The organism is Janibacter sp. CX7 (genome assembly GCF_024362365.1).
GTDB lineage: Bacteria > Actinomycetota > Actinomycetes > Actinomycetales > Dermatophilaceae > Janibacter.
The window spans coordinates 405,706-425,043 of the sequence record NZ_CP101464.1 but is presented as its reverse complement, the minus strand read 5'-3'; the positions used below and the strand labels follow the sequence as shown (position 1 = coordinate 425,043).

At 72.1% G+C, this 19,338-nt stretch carries 15 protein-coding genes; 10 read left to right on the top strand and 5 right to left on the bottom strand.

All coding sequences use genetic code 11. The features are described from left to right. Positions 1-48 precede the first annotated feature (48 nt). Genes NMQ01_RS02140 through NMQ01_RS02125 form a run of 4 tightly spaced genes read left to right on the top strand, consistent with a single transcriptional unit; the run spans position 49 to position 3,775 of the window. On the top strand, positions 49-1,566 hold the full coding sequence (locus NMQ01_RS02140) for a TM0106 family RecB-like putative nuclease (protein ID WP_255185245.1): 1,518 nt from the start codon (positions 49-51) through the stop codon (positions 1,564-1,566). Between the two features lie 26 nt (positions 1,567-1,592). Continuing rightward, on the top strand, positions 1,593-2,414 hold the full coding sequence (locus NMQ01_RS02135) for a DUF3152 domain-containing protein (protein WP_255185244.1): 822 nt from the start codon (positions 1,593-1,595) through the stop codon (positions 2,412-2,414). Positions 2,415-2,416: 2 nt separating this feature from the next. Then, entirely contained in the window at positions 2,417-3,004 is a 588-nt protein-coding gene (locus tag NMQ01_RS02130; protein WP_255185243.1) for a hypothetical protein, read from the top strand. A 57-nt stretch (positions 3,005-3,061) separates the two neighbouring features. Next, positions 3,062-3,775, top strand: a complete 714-nt coding sequence (locus NMQ01_RS02125) for a YcnI family protein (RefSeq protein WP_255185242.1) — start codon at positions 3,062-3,064, stop codon at positions 3,773-3,775. A 21-nt stretch (positions 3,776-3,796) separates the two neighbouring features. Here the strand turns inward: NMQ01_RS02125 and NMQ01_RS02120 are convergent, their stop codons facing one another. Beyond that, complete coding sequence (locus tag NMQ01_RS02120) at positions 3,797-5,008, bottom strand: alpha-hydroxy acid oxidase (protein ID WP_255185241.1); 1,212 nt, start codon at positions 5,006-5,008, stop codon at positions 3,797-3,799. An 86-nt stretch (positions 5,009-5,094) separates the two neighbouring features. Here NMQ01_RS02120 and NMQ01_RS02115 point away from each other — a divergent pair, with 86 nt between their 5' ends. Beyond that, on the top strand, positions 5,095-8,676 hold the full coding sequence (locus NMQ01_RS02115; protein WP_255185240.1) for an indolepyruvate ferredoxin oxidoreductase family protein: 3,582 nt from the start codon (positions 5,095-5,097) through the stop codon (positions 8,674-8,676). Beyond that, on the top strand, positions 8,673-9,368 hold the full coding sequence (locus NMQ01_RS02110) for a GntR family transcriptional regulator (RefSeq protein WP_255185239.1): 696 nt from the start codon (positions 8,673-8,675) through the stop codon (positions 9,366-9,368). Before NMQ01_RS02115 ends, NMQ01_RS02110 begins: the two co-directional genes overlap by 4 nt. A gap of 3 nt (positions 9,369-9,371) precedes the next feature. Here the strand turns inward: NMQ01_RS02110 and NMQ01_RS02105 are convergent, their stop codons facing one another. After that, complete coding sequence (locus NMQ01_RS02105) at positions 9,372-10,109, bottom strand: IclR family transcriptional regulator (RefSeq protein ID WP_255185238.1); 738 nt, start codon at positions 10,107-10,109, stop codon at positions 9,372-9,374. Positions 10,110-10,242: 133 nt separating this feature from the next. On the opposite strand from NMQ01_RS02105, the gene NMQ01_RS02100 reads away from it, so the two are divergent. From NMQ01_RS02100 to NMQ01_RS02085, 4 genes are read left to right on the top strand one after another with little or no spacing between them, the layout of a single operon-like run. Next, positions 10,243-11,298 (top strand): ABC transporter ATP-binding protein, encoded by a 1,056-nt coding sequence (locus NMQ01_RS02100; protein WP_255185237.1) that lies wholly within the window; start codon positions 10,243-10,245, stop codon positions 11,296-11,298. A 33-nt stretch (positions 11,299-11,331) separates the two neighbouring features. Beyond that, on the top strand, positions 11,332-12,375 hold the full coding sequence (locus NMQ01_RS02095; RefSeq protein ID WP_255185236.1) for an ABC transporter substrate-binding protein: 1,044 nt from the start codon (positions 11,332-11,334) through the stop codon (positions 12,373-12,375). Beyond that, positions 12,372-14,078, top strand: a complete 1,707-nt coding sequence (locus NMQ01_RS02090; RefSeq protein ID WP_255185235.1) for an iron ABC transporter permease — start codon at positions 12,372-12,374, stop codon at positions 14,076-14,078. The genes NMQ01_RS02095 and NMQ01_RS02090 overlap by 4 nt, the downstream gene beginning before the upstream one ends. Before the next feature lie 21 nt (positions 14,079-14,099). Further along, positions 14,100-15,173, top strand: coding sequence for a mandelate racemase/muconate lactonizing enzyme family protein (locus NMQ01_RS02085; RefSeq protein WP_255185234.1), 1,074 nt, complete (start codon positions 14,100-14,102; stop codon positions 15,171-15,173). A gap of 20 nt (positions 15,174-15,193) precedes the next feature. Here the strand turns inward: NMQ01_RS02085 and NMQ01_RS02080 are convergent, their stop codons facing one another. The 3 genes from NMQ01_RS02080 to NMQ01_RS02070 are packed head-to-tail and all read right to left on the bottom strand — an operon-like array spanning position 15,194 to position 19,261. Further along, positions 15,194-16,549, bottom strand: a complete 1,356-nt coding sequence (locus tag NMQ01_RS02080; RefSeq protein ID WP_255185233.1) for an amidase family protein — start codon at positions 16,547-16,549, stop codon at positions 15,194-15,196. Beyond that, positions 16,546-17,919: an FAD-binding oxidoreductase gene (locus NMQ01_RS02075; protein ID WP_255185232.1), complete on the bottom strand. Its 1,374-nt coding sequence runs from the start codon at positions 17,917-17,919 to the stop codon at positions 16,546-16,548. The genes NMQ01_RS02080 and NMQ01_RS02075 overlap by 4 nt, the downstream gene beginning before the upstream one ends. A 13-nt stretch (positions 17,920-17,932) precedes the next feature. After that, a complete protein-coding gene (locus NMQ01_RS02070) occupies positions 17,933-19,261 on the bottom strand; it encodes an MFS transporter (RefSeq protein ID WP_255185231.1) in 1,329 nt (442 codons plus the stop codon). Positions 19,262-19,338: the final 77 nt, after the last annotated feature.

Genomic DNA, 19,338 nt, shown 5'->3' with positions numbered 1-19,338 from the left:
GTCGCACCTCAGGGAACGTTGTGGGTGCGGGCTCGTACCCTCGAGGCCATGGACCTCCCCCTCCTCGACGGCCGGCCGCAGCCCGCGGTCATCACCGCGGGCGACCTGCGTCGCGGCCGCGAGTGCGAGTTCGGCCTGCTCGTCGAGCTCGACGTGCGGCTCGGTCGTCGTGAGGCGGTTCCCGCCGAGGTCGACCCGATCCGCGAGCGCTTCGGCGACCTCGGGCGCGACTACGAGCAGGAGGTCACCGACGAGCTGACCGCGGCGATCGGCGACGGCGTCATCGACGCCGGCCGCATGTCCGCCACCGAGGTCCTGCGCGTGCTGCAGGACCCTGCTGTGCGGCTGGTCCACCAGGTCCCGGTCGCCGGCGAGCGCTTCCGTGGCCGGGCCGACCACCTGCTGCGTGACGAAGGGGGCTGGGTCGCGGCGGAGACCAAGCTCGCCCGCAAGGCGCACCGGCACGCCCAGCTGCAGGTGGCCGCCTACGCCGAGGCGCTGGAGTCCGCCGGGGTGCCGTTGGCCCCCTTCGTCCGGCTGATCCTCGGCGACGGGACGCACGTCGACACCCCGCGCGAGGAGCTGGCCGACGAGTTGCACGAGGTGCGCTCGCGCATCCTCGAGGTCATCGACGCGCACGCCGCCGAGAGCGGGCCGGTCGTGTGGGAGGACCCGCGGTGGAAGGCGTGCCTCTTCTGCGACGCCTGCCGCGCCGAGCTCGCCGTGCGCGAGGACGTCGGGCTCGCCGCCGGGGTGCGCGCGACGACCCGGGCGCGGCTCGTCGACGCCGGGGTCACGACGCTCACGGCACTCGCCGAGCGGACCCGACCGGTCGAGGGGCTCGACGACGAGCAGCTGGCCGTGCTGCGCAGCCAGGCCGGGCTGCAGCTCATCGAGCCGACGCCGCAGGAGCCGCTGCCCTACGAGGTCTTCGCGCCCGAGCTGCTCGCGCAGCTGCCGGCGCCGAGCGAGGGCGATGTCTTCTTCGACTTCGAGGGCGACCCGATGTGGCGGGGCGCGACCCCGACCGACACGGGTCTGGAGTACCTCTTCGGGTCGCTCACGGCGAGTGGCGACTTCGTGCCCTTCTGGGCCCACGACCGTGAGCAGGAGCGGGCCGCGCTCGTCGGCTTCGTCGACTGGCTGCGGGAGCGGCTGCAGCGGTGGCCCGGCCTGCACGTCTTCCACTACTCCGGCTACGAGCGCTCCGCCCTGACCCGCCTGGCCGCCCGGCACGGCGTCTACGAGGCGGAGGTCGCGCAGCTGCTCGATGGCGACGTCTTCGTCGACCTCTACGCCGTGGTCAAGTCGGCCGTGCGGGTCGGCAGCCGCTCCTACTCGATCAAGGCGCTCGAGCCGCTCTACATGGGTGACGAGCTGCGCGACGCCGACGGCGTGACGGCCGGCGGCGACTCGATCATCGAGTACCAGCGCTACCGCGAGGCGGTGGCCGCGGGCGACGAGCTCGAGGCGGCGGCCCGGCTCGAGGACCTGCGGCAGTACAACGAGTACGACTGCCTCTCGACGCTGCGGCTGCGGGACTGGCTGCTCGACCACGCCGGCTGAGCGCGGGCCGCGCCTATCCTGTGGGGGTGTCCCCCCTTCGGTCCCTGGCTCCGGCGAGCGCTGTGCAGGCGCGGCGCCGACAGCTCGCCGCGACCGCCCTCGTGCTGCTCGTCGTGCTCGCGGTCGCCGTGGGCCTGACGACCGCAGAGGGCGCCCCCACCCGGGATGCTCCCGATGCGGGCGGGGCGGTGACGAGCTCCTCCGGGACCGACCGGGACGAGGCCGCCGGCACCGGCTCCGCCACGACGAGCCCGCAGACCTCCCCTTCGCCCACCGCGCCGGAGTACTGGTCAACGGGCCGCTACACGCGGCTGACCGCCGGCACCGGCGTGCGCGGCGAGTCCGGCCAGCTCGTCACCTACCGCGTCGAGGTCGAGCAGGGCGCCCGGGTGACGAGCGGCGACTTCGGCCGGGTCATCGACCGCGCGCTGTCGCACCCGCGCGGGTGGACCGGCGGCGGGCAGTGGCGCTTCCGCCGGGTCGTCGACGAGCCGGCGCAGTTGACGATCCGCCTCGCGACGCCCGCGACCGTCGACAAGCAGTGCGAGGCCGCCGGCGCCTCGACCGACGGCTACACCTCCTGCCGCGCAGGGGAGTTCATCATGCTCAACCTCGACCGGTGGTTCCTCGGGGTGCCGCACGTCGACGACATCGACGCCTATCGGACCTATCTCGTCAACCACGAGGTCGGGCACGGGCTGGGGCTGGGGCACGAGCGCTGCCCCGCCCCGGGGTGGCGCGCGCCGGTCATGCTCCAGCAGACGCTCGGTCTCGACGGCTGCACGGCCAACCCGTGGCCGCTCGACACCGACGGCAAGATGATCAGCGGACCTCCGGCGGCGGAGTGAGCGTGACCGAACCGAGCCGGGGTGTGCTGCGAGTGGCGCGCACCCTCGCCTGGACGATCGCGGCCGGCGGGCTGTCCACCGGCGCCCACCTCGCCGCCGGCGGCGGACTCCCTTCGGCCGGAGGGATGGTGCTCATCGTCGGGCTGCTGCTGTGGAGCGGTCTCGTCCTCACGCAGTGGCGGCTCGGCCGCGCGGCGATGGCCGTCACGCTCGGCGGGTCCCAGGTGGTCCTGCACACCCTGCTCTCCGCGGGGCACCCCGACCCGACGTGCGCGGTCGGCGGTGGTCACCACGAGATGGTCCTCGGGTGCGCGGGCGGCGCCGAAATGTCCCACACCAGCCCGGCCATGCTCCTCGCGCACACCGTCGCCGCACTGCTGCTGGCCCTCGTCCTCGCCCGTGGTGAGGAGGCGGTCTGGTTCCTCGCCGGCCTGCTGCGACCGGTCCTGCCGGAGACGGTGCGGCGGGTCGTCATCCCCGCGCCGTGTGCAACCCCGGCCGTCGCGGACCAGCCGCGGCGGCCCCCCTTCGTCCTCGGTGGGGTGGGCCGACGCGGCCCGCCGGCGCTGCCCGCTCCCACTCCTGCCTGACCCGCCCCTCGCCGTGAGGGCGCGGGCGGGCCCCGCACACCTCACCGAAGGACTCTCATGAACCGCACCATCCTGCGCTCCGGCGCAGCCCTGACCCTCGCCCTCGCCGCCACGGCCGCGACGGCCCTGCCCGCCTCCGCCCACGTGCGCGTGATCCCGGACGCCACGGCGTCCGGCGGCTACGCGGCGCTCACCTTCCGCGTGCCCAACGAGTCGGACACCGCGTCGACGACGAAGCTCGTCGTCACGCTCCCCCAGGACCGGCCGCTCGCGACCGTCTCCGTCCGCCCGGTCCCGGGATGGACGGCGAAGGTGACGACGGCGAAGCTCCCCGAGAAGGTCACCGCCAACGACCTCGTCCTCAGCGAGGCGCCGCGGACGGTCACGTGGACCGCCGACTCCGACGCGGCCGGCATCGCGCCGGGCGAGTACGCGGAGTTCGCGATCAGCGCCGGCCCGCTCCCCACCCCCGGCGAGCTCGTGCTGCCGGCGAAGCAGACCTACTCCGACGGCGAGGTCGCCGACTGGTCGGACGTCGCCACGGAGGGCGGTGAGGAGCCGGAGTCCCCGGCTCCGAGCTTCGAGGTCACGGCCGCCGAGGAGGGTGGCCACCACGCCACCACCGATGACGAGGGCAGCAAGGACGCGCGCAAGGACGCAGGGAGCGAGCCCGCCGCCTCCGACACCCTCGCCCGCACGCTCGGCGGTCTGGCCCTCGTCGTCGCGCTCGCGGGCGCGGGTGTCGCCGTGGCCGGGCGTCGCCGGGCCTGACCCGTCAGGAACCCGCCGGGCTCACCCCAGGGTCACGTACTCCGGGGTGAGCTCGGCGACGCTCGTCACGCCGAGGAGCTGCATGGTGCGACGCACGTCCTCCTCGAGCAGTCGCAGGGCCCGCCGGGCACCGTGCTCACCGGCAGCCATGAGGCCGTAGAGGTAGGCGCGACCGACGAGGACGAAGTCCGCCCCCAGCGCCAGTGCCGCCACGACATCGGCCCCGCACATCACGCCGCTGTCGACGACGACCTCGGCCGAGGTCCCGGTGAGCGCCGCACGGACCTGCGGGAGCCTGCGCAGCGGCGCGGTCGTCCGGTCCAGCTGGCGCCCGCCGTGGCTCGAGATGACGACACCATCGGCCCCCAGGTCGACCGCACGCCGGGCGTCCTGCGGGTCCTGCAGGCCCTTGACGAGCAGTCGGCCCGACCAGTGCTCCCGGAGCCAGGCGAGGTCGTCGAAGGTCAGGGTCGGGTCGAACATCTCGGTGATGAGCTCGCCGACCGACCCGTCGAAGGCGCTCAGCGAGGCGAAGGCGGGCGGCTCGGTGGTGAGGAAGTTGGCGAGCCAGACCGGCTTGGTGGCCACCCGCGCCGCGTCGAGCAGACCGAAGGACGGCGGGATCGTCATGCCGTTGCGCACGTCGCGCAGGCGCTGCCCGCCCACGGGCGTGTCGACGGCGAGCAGCAGGGTGTCGTACCCGTGGGCGGCGGCGCGGGCGACGACGTCCATCGACCTCTCGCGGTCCTTCCACAGGTAGAGCTGGAACCAGCGCCGTGCATCCGGGGCAGCCGCCGCGACGTCCTCGAGGGAGACCGAGCTCATCGTCGACAGGGCGAAGGGGATGCCCGTGGCGGCCGCCGCCCGCGCGCCCGCGGCCTCGCCCTCGTGGTGGAGCAGGCGCGTCAGCCCCACGGGGGCCACGCCGAAGGGCAGCCGTGACCTCTCCCCGCAGACGGTGGTGGACAGGTCCACGGTCCCGACGTCGGTGAGCACCCGCGGGTGGAAGTGCACGTCGGCGAAGGCCTGCCGCGCGCGCAGCAGCGAGGTCTCCGAGCCGGCCGCCCCGTCCATGTAGTCGAAGGCGACGGCAGGGACCCGGCGACGCGCGAGCCGGCGCAGGTCCTCGATGCTCGCCGCCCGGTCGACGCGGTCACGGTGCGGGTGGCGGGGCAGGCGGGGCGCCCGCAGCGTCTCCCGGAGGAAGGTCGGCGACGGCCACTGACGACTCACGATGGTCCTCCTCGGACTCGCGCGGAGCCCCTCGGCACTTGACGGCCGCGTCGTCGCGCCCGCAGACTGATTGTGACACAAAGACTGTGTCACAATCTTGGAGGACGATGTCAATGAAGTTGTCGGACCGCCTGGTGGCCGAGCGCGGCACCCACTACCTGCCCGGGATGCAGGCCCTCATCCGCTTCCCCCTCGAGCAGGCTCGACGGGACCGCGAGGACGGCCTGCGCATCGGCACCTTCATCTGCGGCTACCCGGGCTCGCCCATCGGCAGCCTCGACCTCAACCTCGAGCGCATCCCCGACCTCCTCGCCGAGCACGACGCGACCTTCCTGCCCGCGGGCAACGAGGAGCTCGCGATGACGGCACACATGGGGACCCAGATGCTCGACGACCACCCGCACTCGCAGTGGGACGGCGTGACGAGCATCTGGTTCGGCAAGGGACCGGGCGTCGACCGCAGCGGTGACGCCCTGAAGCACGGGAACTTCGCGGGCACCTCGACCCACGGGTCGGTCGTGATCCTCTCCGGTGAGGACCACGAGGCGAAGTCGTCGACGATGCCCTTCCAGCAGGAGTACGCGTTCATGTCGGCCGGCGTCCCGGTCGTCTACCCGTCGTCGGTCGCGGAGTTCCGCACCTTCGGCATGCACGCCATCGCGATGTCGCGCTTCTCCGGGTGCTGGGTCTCGATGAAGCTCACCAGCGCCCTGTGCGACTCCGCCGCCTCCGTGACCTTCGACCCGGACGACGCCCGACCGGTCCTTCCGGAGGTGACGATCGAGGGCGCCCCCTTCGTCAAGCGGACCGACTTCTCCTTCTTCCCCGGCAAGAACATCGAGATGGAGCGCCACCTCTACCAGGAGCGTCACGTCGCCGTCCGCGAGTACGCCCGGGCCAACCACCTCGACGAGGTGGTCGTGAGCGGCGACCACGACACGGTCGGCATCGTCACCGCGGGCAAGTCGTACACCGACCTGCGGCAGGCACTGAGCGACCTCGGGGTGGACGAGGAGGCGCTGGTCGCCGCCGGCGTGCGCATCCTCAAGCTGGGCCTGATCTACCCGATCGACGGTGACGCCGTCCGCAGCTTCGCCGAGGGGCTCGACCGGGTCATCGTCATCGAGGAGAAGCGCGACGTCATCGAGCAGCAGGTGCGCGCCGCCCTGCAGCCCCTCGGACGCCCGGTCGACGTGACGGGCAAGACCGACCGCTCTGGGCGCCGGGTCTTCCCCGTCGAGGGGGCCATGGACGCGGACTTCGTCAGCGCACGCCTCGCCGAGCTGCTCGGCGACGTCGTCCCCGGCCTGTCGCACTCACCCCACCTGGGCCTCCTCGCGGACGTGGCCGCGCGAGCCCACGAGGTCCACCAACCGCGGACCCCGAACTTCTGCTCCGGCTGCCCCCACAGCGCCTCGACCGTCCTCGCCCCCGGCCAGGAGGCCTGGGGGGCGCCCGGGTGCAACTGCTTCAACACGGTCATCGAGCAACCCGAGCGCCACATCGACGTCATGACCCAGATGGGCGGCGAGGGGCTGCCGTGGATCGGGCTGAGCCGGTACACGGACAAGCAGCACATGGTCCAGCACCTCGGCGACGGTGCGCTCTACCACTCGAGCTATCTCAACATCCGCTGGGCCGTGACGACGGGCACCAACATCACGTACAAGATCCTCTACAACGGCGTGCTGGCCAACACCGGAGCCCAGGACCCCGTCGGGCAGCACGGCCTGGCCGACCTCACCCGCGGGCTCGAGTCCGAAGGGGTGCGGCGCATCGTCATCCTCACCAAGGAGCCGCGCAGGTACGCCGACCAGCCCGTCGCGCCACTCGTCGAGGTACGCCACGCCGACCGGATGGTCGAGACCGCGGCCGAGCTCGAGCAGGTCCCCGGGTGCACCGTGATGATCTACGACGAGTCCTGCGCCAACGAGCGACGCCGGCTGCAGAAGCGGGGGAAGCTCGCCAGGCCCACGGAGTTCGTCGTCGTCAACGAGGAGGTCTGCGAGAACTGCGGCGACTGCGGCCGGTCCAGCAACTGCATGTCGCTGCAGAAGACCTCGACGGAGTTCGGGCCGAAGACGAGGATCCACACCTCGTCGTGCAACCAGGACTTCTCCTGCGTCAAGGGCGACTGCCCCGCCTTCGTCACGGTCCGGACGGAGGAGGGCCACGGGTACCGGCGGCGCGACCCGCGCACACTCGACGCCGCCGACCTGCCCGAGCCCACCTCCCGCCGGTCCGTGCCGACTGACGAGGCCTTCCACCTCTACATGCCCGGGGTGGGTGGCACGGGGGTCCTGACGCTCAACGGCGTGCTCTCGGTCGCCGCCATGCTCGACGGCTACGACGTGCACTCCTTCGACCAGACGGGAGCCGCCCAGAAGTGGGGTCCGGTCCTCTCCAGCCTGGCCATCGTGCCGAAGGGGGTGACCCACTGGACGAGCAAGACCGGCGAGGGACGGGCCCACGCCTACCTCGCGCTCGACGAGGTCGGCGCGGCATCGGTCGCCAACCTGCGCCGCTGCCACCCGGACCGCACCAGCGCGGTCCTCAACTCCGACCTCTTCCCGACCGGCGAGCAGGTCCGCGACGTGTACGCGAGCGTCGACTCCGAGGGCCTGCGGGCCAGCATCGCCGCGGTCACCGATCGGATGGTCGAGGTCCGTGCCCGGTGGATCGCCGACGAGCTCTTCGCCGACTACATGCTGACCAACATCATCGTCGTCGGCACCGCCTACCAGCACGGACTGCTCCCGCTGTCTGCGCAGTCCATCGAGGAGGCCCTCCGGGTCAACGGCGTGGCCGTCGAGCGCAACATCCAGGCCTTCCGGTACGGGCGGCTGTGGGCCGTCGACCGGCAGCAGGTCGTCGACGAGATCACGCCGCCACCCACCGACGCCGAGACGGAGCTCTCGCGTCGACGGGTCGCGCTGCCCTCCCGCGCCCGGTCGGCACTCGACGACCTCTGGGTCCGGACCGCGGGCCTCGACGAGGAGAGCCGCCGGCTGCTCGCGGTGCGCCTCCCCGAGCTGCTCGACTACGCCAACCGGGCCGAGCCGGCGACGGCATACCTCGACCGGGTCGTCGCGGTGGCGCGGGCCGAGGACCTGGCCGCCCCCGGTCGTCGCGAGCTGACCCACGCCGTCATCCGGTACTTGTACAAGGTCATGACCTACAAGGACGAGTACGAGGTCGCCCGGCTGCACCTCAAGCCGGAGTTCGCCGAGCACGTCCGCGAGACCTTCGACGGCGACGTCGAGATGGCCTACAACCTGCAGCCACCGCTCGCCCGGCGCCTCGGCTCCGGCAAGATCCGCGTCGGGTCGTGGTTCGACGTCGGGTTCAAGGCGCTGCGTGCGGGCCGCCGCCTCAGGGGCACCGTCGTCGACCCCTTCGCGCGGCAGTCCTCGCGGGTCGAGGAGCGCGAGGTCCGCGACTGGTACGCGGAGATCGTCGACGAGATCGTCGAGCGCGTCTCGCCGCTCAACCACGCGGTGGCCGTCCAGCTGGCCGAGCTGCCCGACGGCATCCGCGGCTACGAGCAGGTCAAGCACGCCGGCGTCGTGTCCGCCCGCGAGCGCGCCGAGCTCCTCCGTGGCCAGCTGTCCCGGCCACCGCTCACCCTGAGCGTGGTCGCCCGGGACCACGCGGGGCTGACAGGATGACCGACGTGGGCACGGAGTCGAGCAGGTCGAAGGTCGTCGGCACGGTGCGCGACCTCCTGCTCGACGGGCGCCTGCGTCAGGGTGAACGCATCACCGAGGAGTCGGTGGCTCAGACGCTCGGCGTCGGTCGCCACACGGTGCGTGCCGCCTTCGCCGAGTTGATCTCCATGGGCCTCCTCGAGCACGTGCCCCATCGCGGGGCACGCATCCCGGTGCTCGACGCCCCCCGGATCAACGACCTGTGGGACTACCGCCTGACGCTCGAGGCCGGCGCCATGCGCATCATCCTCGACCGGGGTCACGACCTGGAGCCGCTCGCCGAGCGCACCCAGGACCTGCTCGACCTGCCCGGGGACGCCCCACCGGGCAGGGTCGCCTCGGTGCACCAGCGGATCCACAGCACCATCGTCGAGCTCTCGGGCGTCCAACGCCTCCAGGAGGCCTACCAGCGCTGCGAGGTCGAGCTGCTCTGGACCGTGTCGACCGTGGGCGACGTGTACGACGCCCGCGTCCTCGGCGAGATGCACCGCGACCTGCTCTCCGCCGCCCGCGAGGGAGGGCAGGTCGCCCTCGACACCCTGGTCACGGACATCGAGAACGGTCGCGCCGCACTGCTCGAGACCGTGTGGCGCGACCAGATGACACGCGCCCCCTTCGCCGCAGCCATGGGGGCACAGACCATCGAGGGCTGACGTTCAGCCGAGGTCCCACCGGGCGATGTCGGCGACGACCTCCAGCAGGCGCGGCCCCATGCTCGCGATCTGCTCCGCGGTGATGCGCTCGGTGGGTGCGGCGATCGCGAGCGCCGCCTCAGGCCCGCCCCGCGTCGGGATGGCCGCGGCGACCCCGGAGACGCTCGCCCGCCACTCCCCCGTGTTGATGGAGTAGCCACGCTCCCGGATCCCGTCGAGCTCCTCGAGGAGCGCATCCGGGTCCACGAGGGTGCGGTCGGTGAACTGCTCCAGCGCGCGGTCGACGTAGGCCGCCCGGTCCTCGGGCGTCGCGGCTGCGAGCAGCGCCTTGCCCGACGACGACGCGTGCATCGGCACCGGGATGCCCAGGGGGTCGTAGACCCGCACCCCGTGCGTCGACTCGACCTTGTCGACGATGACGATGACGTCCCCGTGCCGCACGGTGAGGTGGACGTTCTCGTTGAACTCGTCGCGCAGCGCGACCATGGCCCGACGCACGTTCTCCGTCCGCAGCTGGGGGCCGCCCTGGGCCGCCACCGCGAGCGCGCGGGTCGTGACCACCCATCGGGTCGTGGCACTGCCCGCGGCCGGCTCGATCCACGACACGTCGGCGAGCTCGTTGAGCGCGCGCTGCACGGTGCTCTTGGGGATCTTCAGTCGCCGCGCCAGCTCACCCACGCCGACCGGCTGGTGCGCCGCCACCCCCTCGAGCACCCGGATGGCCGTCCCGATCGCACTCATGCCTCACACCCCTGTCGTCGCGTCACGAAATTGTGGAAACCCCTTGACGTGGCCACCCCGGCTCGATCAAAGTGTTCCGTATTGGAGCACACTGTGCCGCAAATCGGCACAACTCACAAGGGAGTGAGCAGCGATGACCGAGATCCAGCTACGAGGACTGACCAAGGTCTTCGGCGACGCCACCGCGGTGGACGACATCGACCTGGCGGTCTCGTCGGGCGAGTCCGTCGTCCTCCTCGGACCCAGCGGGTGCGGGAAGACGACGACCCTGCGGATGATCGCGGGCTTCGAGCGCCCGACATCGGGGACCATCTCCATCGGCGGGTCCGTCGTCGTCGGGGACGGGACCTTCGTCCCACCGGAGAAGCGGCACGTCGGGATGGTCTTCCAGTCCTACGCGCTGTGGCCCCACATGACCGTCGCGGAGAACGTCGCCTTCGGTCTGACCACCCGCCGGCCCCGCGTGCGCAAGCAGGACGTGCGCGAGCGGGCCGACCAGGCCATGGCGACCGTCCAGCTCGAGGGGCTCGGCGACCGGTACCCCCACGAGCTCTCCGGCGGGCAGCAGCAACGGGTCTCGCTTGCCCGCGCCCTGGTCACGCGGCCCGGCGTGCTCCTCATGGACGAGCCGCTGTCCAACCTCGACTCCCGGCTCCGGGAGGACATGCGCCGGATGATCCGCACGCTGCAGCAGGACCTCGGCATCACGATGGTCTACATCACCCATGACCGCACCGAGGCGCTCGGCCTCGCGGACCGGGTCGTCTCCCTTCGCTCCGGTCGCGTCCAGCAGGTCGCTCCGCCCGCGGAGATCTACAACCGCCCGACGACGGGCTTCGTCGCCCGGGCCCTCGGGCCGGCCAACCTCGTCCCCGGCACCCGCACCCCGGAGGGCACCGAGGTCCGCCTCGTCACCGGGCAGACGGTGAGCGCCTCCGGCCTCCAGGGAGTCGGCGACGCCGTCGCGTGCATCCGCCCTCACGACATCGAGCTCACCCCCGCTGAGGACGCGTCCGGCGTCATCACCGACGTCGCGTACTTCGGCGACGAGACGCACTACCGCGTGGCCCTCGACGACTGGGACGGAGTCATCGACGCGCACGACCGGGGCGTGGAGCAGCACTCCGTGGGCGACCGCGTCCGCGTCCACGCCGACGCCCGTCGGCTCTCTTTCGTCGATGCCGCCTGACCCCCTGACCGCACGCAGACCGAAGGAATCGTCATGACCCCGCTGACCCGCAACGCCCTCGCCCTCACCATCACCCTCGGCCTCGCCGCCACCGCCGCGTGCGCTCCCCCGCAGGCCGCGGACACCGAGCCGCTGCCGGACGACCAGAGCGCCCTCGTGGAGCGCGCCAAGGAGGAGGGTGAGGTCCGGCTCGGCGCCGGAGGCCACACCAAGCCCCAGGCCGACCTCCTCGCCAAGGAGTTCAAGAAGAAGTACGGGATCGAGGTGAAGTACGTCCGCGAGAACTCCGGCCAGATCGCGCAGAAGGTCGAGGCCCAGGGTGAGGGCAACCGGCCCTTCGACGTCGTGAGCCTCAACGACGGCGGCACGATGAAGCAGTGGGCGGACGACGGCCTGCTCGAGGAGGCGCCCGTCGACAACCTCGACGACGTCCTCCCACCCCTGCAGTCGGACGCTGCCTACGTGCCCTTCACCTGGTACGCCCTCGGCTTCGCCTACAACTCCAGCCGGACCGAGGCCGCCGACGTCCCGAAGACCTGGGAGGAGCTGTCGAAGGCCCAGGGGAAGAAGGCCGTCGCCGACCCGTCCGCCTCGGGCGCCGCGCTCACCTTCGCCACGGGGATGCAGGAGATCGAGCCCGACTTCGTCCCCACCGTCGGCAAGGACAAGTCGCTGGTGACGGACTCGGCGCTGGCCCTGAGCCAGCTGCTGACGACCGGCGAGGCCACGTGGGGCATCCCCGGGATCGAGTCCGACGTCGCCACCGCTCGCGCGGCCGGCGAACCGCTGGCGATGGCCTACCCCGAGGGGAAGATCGGCTCGATGCCCTCCTTCGCCGCTCCGCTCAAGGGGGTGGCCAACCCGGCGGCAGCCCGCCTCCTCATCCAGTTCATGCTGTCCGACGACTTCCAGGCCCAGCAGGTCGGCATCGGGTCCCGCTCGGTCCTCGCCGACCAGGAGGTGCCCGAGGGCGGCCAGGAGATCGACGCGAAGGACATGCTCGTGCTCACCCCGGAGAGCCTCGAGGAGTCCAAGGAAGAGGTCACCACCGGCTTCGACGAGGCCTTCGGTCGATGACCGCCCACACCCAACGGCAGCCGGGGGTCCTCGTGCGCGCACGGCGGAAGGGCCGCGCCGTCATCGGCGTCGCGCCGGCCCTCTGGATCGCTGCCATCGCCTTCTTCGTCGTCGTCCCCCTCGTCGCGGTCCTGGCGCGAAGCCTCCAGCACCGGGACGAGGGGCTGGGGCTGGCCAACTACGCCGAGGTGCTCTCGCGGCCGCAGATCTGGGAGGCGATGCTCAACTCGCTCCTGCTGGGCCTCGGCTCCTCCGTCGGCTGCCTCGCCATCGCGGTGCCGTACGCCTACCTGGTGAGCCGGACCAACCTGCCGATGCGCGGGTTCTTCCGGTCGACCGCGGTCCTCACCTTCGCCGCCCCCGGCTTCGTCGCGGCGATGGGGTGGATCCTGCTCCTCGGCCCGGAGAGCGGGCTGATCAACACCTACGTTCTGGACCCGCTCGGCCTGCCGCGCTTCAACGTCTTCAGCATGCCGGGGATCCTCCTGTGCCTCGTGCTCTTCCTCTACCCGCTGATCTTCCTGCCGCTCGTCGAGGCGCTCGACACCATGGACTCCCGTCTCGAGGAGGCCGCGCAGTCGGTCGGCGCGTCCCGCCTGACGGTGCTGCGCAAGGTGACGCTCCCGCTCACCACTCCGGCGCTCTTCTCCGGGACGCTGCTCGTCTTCGTCAGCGCCTTCACGATCTTCGGGCCCGTCGCGCTGCTCGGCAGCCCGGTCGGCATCGACTCGATCCCCACGGCGATGTTCGGCCTCATGTCCTCGCCGCCTCGCATCGAGTACTCCGCCGTCCTCGGCCTGCCCGTCGTGCTCGTCCTGGCGCTGCTCCTGTGGGTGCAGCACCGGATCAAGAACCGCCGGCGCTACACGACGGTCACGGGCAAGCCCGGCACCGCGCAGCGAGTCGACCTCGGCCGGATGCGGTGGCCCATGTGGTGCGCCTGCCTCGGGGTCTTCGTCGCCAGCATCGTCCTGCCCTTCGGCGTCCTCGTCCTCACCTCCTTCCGACGTGCCGTGGGTGAGCCGCTCTCGTGGGACAACCTCGTGCTCTGGGACAACTACGCGGCCCTGCTCGAGCAGGAGACGGTACTGCGCTCCTTCGTCAACAGCATCTGGATCGCGCTCGTCGCGAGCCTGGGTGCCATGGCCCTGGGCTATCTCGCGGTCTGGCTGCGGACGAGGGCGGGGTGGCGCGGGGCCAAGGTCGTCCAGCCCCTCATGCTCGCTCCGCTCGCCTTCCCGGGAGCGATCCTCGGCATCGCCATGCTCATCGCCTACAGCGGTGGCCCCATGTGGCTCGGCGGCACGCTGACGATCATGGTCGTCGCCTACATGATCCGGGTGATCCCGCAGTCCTTCTCCTACATCGACGCGGGCGTGGAGCAGATCAACAGCGAGACGGAGGAGGCGGCGCGCAACCTCGGGGCGGGATGGTTGCAGACGGTGCGGCGGGTGTCGATCCCGCTCATCCGCGGCCCGCTGCTCGCCGTCGGCATCCTCAACTTCGTCATCCTCTTCCGCGAGCTGGACATCTCGATCTTCCTCTACACCGGCAACAACGGCGTCGCGCCGGTCATCCTCTACAACCTCGCCGCCGAGTCCCAGTTCCAGGTGATGGGCGCGCTCTCGGTCGTCATCCTCGCCATCAACCTCGGCGTCGTCATCGCCGCCACCCGTCTGCTCAGGATCAGGCTCTCCGCCTGAGTCCGCATCCGAAAGGACCCCATGCACACCATCGAATCCTTCGAGACCTACGTTCTCCGGATCCCCTTCACCCCCAGCAGCGCCGACTACGACGGGGCGATGCACGAGCTCATGGTCGTCGAGGTCGCCGCGGCCGGCGAGACCGGCCTCGGGTACTGCTTCATCACCGACGTCACGGCGGGCGCCTCGGTCAAGCGCCTGGTGGACGACCTGCTGGGCCCGCGACTCATCGGGCAGTCGGTCCGGGACGTCGAGCGGATCTTCACCGACAACACCGCGCTCACCCACCGCATGGGCGAGGGGCACAACCGGTTCGCGATCGCCGCGATCGACATCGCGCTGTGGGACCTGCGCTCGCGCATCGACGGGCTCCCGCTGGCCAAGGCGCTCGGGCAGCTCGTCGACAGCGTCCCCGTCTACGGGTCGGGCAAGGCCGGCAACCGGCTGTCGACCGACGACCTCGTCAGGCTGAGCGCCGGCTACGCCGAGGAAGGCCTGGCCGGGGTGAAGATCCGCGTGGGTCTCGAGCCCACGGAGGACCATCGTCGCGTGGCGGCGGTGCGGGCCGAGGTCGGCGACGACCTGCTCATCATGTGCGATGCCAACGAGCGGCTCGACCTCCCCGGCGCCCTGCACCTCGGGCGCCGGCTGGCCGAGTCCGACATCTACTGGTTCGAGGAGCCCGTCGCGAGGCACGACATCCGCGCCCACGAGATCCTCGGCGAGCGGCTCCCCATGGCGATCACCGGCGGTGAGCACCACTGCGCGGCAGCGGAGTTCGTCCCCTACACGCATTCGGCGCTCCAGATCCTCCAACCCAATGCCTGCATGGTGGGCGGCATCACGGAGATCATGCGGGTCGCCCGGCTCGCCGAGCTGCACGGCCTGGGGTTCGCGCCGCACCTGATGACCGAGCTGCACGTCCACGTCGCGGCAGCGACGACGAGCAGCTCCTACCTCGAGTACTTCCCCTTCCTCGAGCCCTTCATCACCGAGCCGCTCAAGCTCGACGGCGGACGAGCGGTCGTCCCGACCGGCCCCGGTCACGGCATCCGCTTCACGCCGGACGCGATCGAGCGCTGGCGGACCCACTGAGGCCGGGGCCGGGCAGCCCCTCAGGGCAGCCCGGCCTCGAGGCTCTCCCCGAGGGCCAGCAGGTCGTCGTCGGCGAAGAAGACTCCCTCGAGGCACAACCCCACGGGGAGACCCGACGCACTCGTCCCGGCCGGCAGCGACAGCATGGGGACCCCGGCGACGCTCCCCGGCCCGGCGTTGCGGATGATCGTCGCGAAGGTGGGGGCCGGCCGACCGTCGACGTCGAGCACGTCGTCCGCACCGATGGGCGGGGGGAGGACCGGCGACGTCGGCCCCACGAGTGCGTGGGCACCCGAGGCGGCCAGGGCATCCCCGTACGCCCGCCTGAGCTCCGCGCGGGCCAGCCGCGCCGCCTCGTAGTCCGCCGCGGAGAGACCGCAGGCCGCCAGGTGCTCGACGAGCGCACGCACGTCGGGTGAGGCGATCCGGTCGAGCATCGTGACGAGGTTGACCGACCCCGGTCCCGGCCCCAGCGCGAAACGCGCCGGAAGCAGTCGGGCGGCCTCGTAGAAGACCAGGTCCAGCCCGGCACCACCCGCCACCGCCAGGTCGCCGGGCACCTGCACGTCGACGAAGGTCACCCCGTGCTGCCGAAGCAGCTCGAGCGCACCGTCCAGCGCCTGCGCCACCTCCGTCTGCAGGTCGTCGAACCGGGAGGGGACCAGACCGAGCACGACTTCGGAGAGGTCGGGAGGTGGCGCCGGGCGCGCGCTCGGCGCGATCACCCGGTCGACGAGTCGCACGTCTCGCACGCATCGGGTGTGCAGCCCCACCGTGTCGCGCGACGTCGACAGGTTGACCACACCGGTGCCCGGGTACCGACCCGTGGTCGGCCGGAACCCCACAACCCCGCAGAATGCCGAGGGAACCGTCACGGACCCCCCGGTGTCGGTGCCCAGAGCGAAGGGGACGCTGCCCAGCGCCACCGCGGCCGCGCTACCTCCGCTCGACCCACCGGCGACCCGGGTCGGATCGACGGGGTTGCGGACGGCGCCGTGGGTGCGGTTGTTGCTGGTCCCCCCGAAGGCCAGCTCGTGCAGGTTGGTCTTGCCGAGCACGACGGCTCCGGCCTGCCGCAGCAGGCTGACGACATCGGCGTCGAGCACCGGACGCTGGTGCTCGAGCAGCGGACTCCCCGCAGTGGTCGTGAAGCCCGCGACGTCGATGTTGTCCTTCACGGCGAAGGGGATGCCGTCGAGCGGGCCCCCGCGCCCGCCACCTTCTGGCAGCTCATCACCGACGCTGATCCACGCGTGGTGGGTGCGCTGCTCCTCCGCGGCTGTCTCCCGGGCGCGCCGCCGCATCGACCTGCGACGCGCCGAGCCTGCGGCGATCCAGGGGCCGAGACCGGGGTCCTGCGAGTGCTGCACCGTCACCAGCCCCGTCCCGGGTTGAGGATGCCGTCGGGGTCGAGGGCGGACTTGATGGCGGCCTGCACCGACAGGGAGGTCTCCGAGAGCTGTTGGTGGAGCATCCCGCGCTTGAGCTCGCCCACGCCGTGCTCGCCGGTCACGGTCCCGCCGAGAGCGATGGCCGCCTGGCAGATCCGGTCCGCGGCACGCAGGCCGAGGTCCTGCGACTCCGGGCCGAGGTCCGGCAGGCACAGCATGGGGTGCAGGTTGCCGTCACCCGCGTGACCCACGGTGCAGATCTCCAGCCCGAGCTCCTCACCGATCTGCTCGACGCGCTGGAGCATCTGCAGCAGCCGGGTGCGGGGCACCGCGACGTCCTCGACGACCGTCGCGCCCCGCTCCATGACCACCCATCCGGCCAGCCGCCGCGCGTGCATGAGCCGCTGCCCGTCCTCGGGGTCGCTCGTGGCGAGTGCCATGGACGCGCCCGCCTCCTCGCACAGGGCGACGAGACGGTCGGCGTCCTCCGCGCTGCGGTGCCCGTCCGTCTGCCCGATGAGGAGCAGTGCCGTGCCTCGGTCGAGGTCCATCCGCTGGTGGTCCTCGACCGCGTTGACCGTCGCCCGGTCGAGCACCTCGAGGACGCTCGGCGTCATGTCGGACGCGCAGATCGCCGCGAGGGCCGCACCACCGTGGTCCAGGGTGGGGAAGGTCGCGACGAAGGTCGCGGTCGACTCCGGCAGCGGTCGGACTCGCAGGCTCGCCGAGGTGATGATGCCGAGGGTCCCCTCGGAGCCGATCATCAGCTGGGTGAGGTCGAGACCGGCGCTGTCCTTGAGCGTGCGCCCACCCGTCGTCAGGACCCGCCCGTCGGCCAGGACGACCTCCAGCCCGAGGACCGACTGGCGGGTCACGCCGTACTTGACGCAGCGCATGCCGCCCGCATTGGTCGCGAGGTTGCCGCCGATCGTCGAGACCTCGAAGCTGCCGGGATCCGGCGGGTAGAAGAGCCCGTGCTCGGCGACCGCCCTGGACACCTCGGCGTTGACGACGCCGGCCTCGACGACGACGGTGTGGTTCGCCGGGTCGACCTCCCGGATCCGGTCCATCCGCTCCAGCGAGACGACGATGCAGTCGTCACGGGCGGTGGCCCCACCCGACAGGCCGGTGCCTGCCCCGCGGGGGACCACAGTCGTCCCCGTGCGGGAGGCCCAGGCCAGGCACGCCGAGACGGCTTCGGTGGTGCGGGGCCGGACCACGGCGACCGGCGTGCCCGGGGGCACGAGGCTGGCCATGTCGGCGCGGTACCCCTCGATGACGTCGGCGTCCCGGACGACGGTGCCCTCGGGCAGCGCATCGACCAGGTCCGTCAGGTCGACCAGCTCCGTCAGCATGTGCGCCGCCACCTCAGCGGCCGGGGTCCGCGGCCAGGGTCGGCTCAGCGGCCGTCGGTGCGGCCGATGCGGCTGGCGCGCGCAGCTCGCGACGCCGGGGAACGAGGAGCGAGACGACGGCGCCGAAGCAGGCCACCCCCGCGAAGAGGTAGAAGGCGGGCGAGACGCTGCCGCCGGCGATGACCAGGCCCACGAGAGTCGGCCCGGCGATGCCTCCGATCCGACCCACCGAGGCGGTCCATGCCGTGCCCGCGGCCCGGCAGGAGGCCGGGAACGAGGCAGCCGCGAAGCCGTAGATCAGCACCTGGGCCCCGATGGTGCCGGCGCCGGCGACGAAGGCCATGACGTAGAGCAGCCCGATCGGCGCGTGGGTGCTCAGGACGATGATCGCGACGGCAGCGGCTGCCAGGGTCCCCGCCGTGACGACCTGCGCACCGATGCGGTCGGAGGCGCGCGAGACGACGATGGGCACGAGGATGGCACCGGCATTGAGCGCGAGGAGGAACCCGAGCGCGGAGCCGGACCCGAAGCCCGTCGACTCCATGATCTTGGGCAGCCAGGTGTTCAGGCCGTAGGTGAGCATGAGCCCGCACGCGCTGAGGACGCCCATGAGGACCGTCGTGAGCCACAGGCGGCGGGTGAAGAGGCCTCGGGGGCCGGTCCGCTCGTCGGCCATCGGGGGCAGCGGGCGGTCGATGCCGGCGGCGTCGGCGACGGCGAAGGCCTCGGCCTGCCGCCCGCGGGCCAGCAGCAGCGACGGCGACTCGGGCAGGTGCCGCACCATGAGCGGCACGAAGAGGATGAGCGGGATGGTGCCGATCGCGTACATCGCCCGAGGCCCGAAGGCGTCGACGACCCAGAGGCCGAGCAGCGAGGCGAGGACGCCACCGGCCGGGTAGCCGGCCCAGACGACGGCGCTGTGGGCGTGCGCGCGCCCCTTCGGCGCGAACTCGACCGCCATGGCTGCCGCGAGGGGGATGAGCGCGCCGACGCCGAAGCCGACCATGAACCGGGCGACACCGAAGAGCGTGGCGTCGGGGGCGAGCGCGCAGACCCCCGTCCAGAGGGAGTACCAGGCGGTCGAGCCGATCATCAGCCACCGGCGTCCGACGAGGTCCGACACGGCGCCGCAGGCGATCGATCCGGCGAGCATGCCGATGAGTGCATAACTCCCGACCACGCCGGCGTACTCCGTCGACAGCCCCCAGCTGGGGTCGGCGAGCATCGAGGGCAGGGTCACGCCATAGGCGACCATATCGTACCCCTCGAAGACGATGGACAGGGCGCAGATCAGCAGCACCAGACGGGCCGACGTCTGCGCGGTGGGCTTCGAGCGAGGCATGGGACGCAACTCCTCGTGGCTGGTCGGAAGGGGCACGCACCGGCCCTCGCCACCCGAGCCGGCTACGCGCGCACGAG

What these genes read in the sequence shown, in the direction of transcription:
- NMQ01_RS02070 (WP_255185231.1), bottom strand. Translation starts at nt 19,261, where the DNA reads ATGCCTCGCTCGAAGCCCACCGCGCAGACGTCGGCCCGTCTGGTGCTG.
- NMQ01_RS02105 (WP_255185238.1), bottom strand. Translation starts at nt 10,109, where the DNA reads ATGAGTGCGATCGGGACGGCCATCCGGGTGCTCGAGGGGGTGGCGGCG.
- NMQ01_RS02125 (WP_255185242.1), top strand. Translation starts at nt 3,062, where the DNA reads ATGAACCGCACCATCCTGCGCTCCGGCGCAGCCCTGACCCTCGCCCTC.
- NMQ01_RS02110 (WP_255185239.1), top strand. Translation starts at nt 8,673, where the DNA reads ATGACCGACGTGGGCACGGAGTCGAGCAGGTCGAAGGTCGTCGGCACG.
- NMQ01_RS02100 (WP_255185237.1), top strand. Translation starts at nt 10,243, where the DNA reads ATGACCGAGATCCAGCTACGAGGACTGACCAAGGTCTTCGGCGACGCC.
- NMQ01_RS02090 (WP_255185235.1), top strand. Translation starts at nt 12,372, where the DNA reads ATGACCGCCCACACCCAACGGCAGCCGGGGGTCCTCGTGCGCGCACGG.
- NMQ01_RS02085 (WP_255185234.1), top strand. Translation starts at nt 14,100, where the DNA reads ATGCACACCATCGAATCCTTCGAGACCTACGTTCTCCGGATCCCCTTC.
- NMQ01_RS02095 (WP_255185236.1), top strand. Translation starts at nt 11,332, where the DNA reads ATGACCCCGCTGACCCGCAACGCCCTCGCCCTCACCATCACCCTCGGC.
- NMQ01_RS02140 (WP_255185245.1), top strand. Translation starts at nt 49, where the DNA reads ATGGACCTCCCCCTCCTCGACGGCCGGCCGCAGCCCGCGGTCATCACC.
- NMQ01_RS02075 (WP_255185232.1), bottom strand. Translation starts at nt 17,919, where the DNA reads ATGCTGACGGAGCTGGTCGACCTGACGGACCTGGTCGATGCGCTGCCC.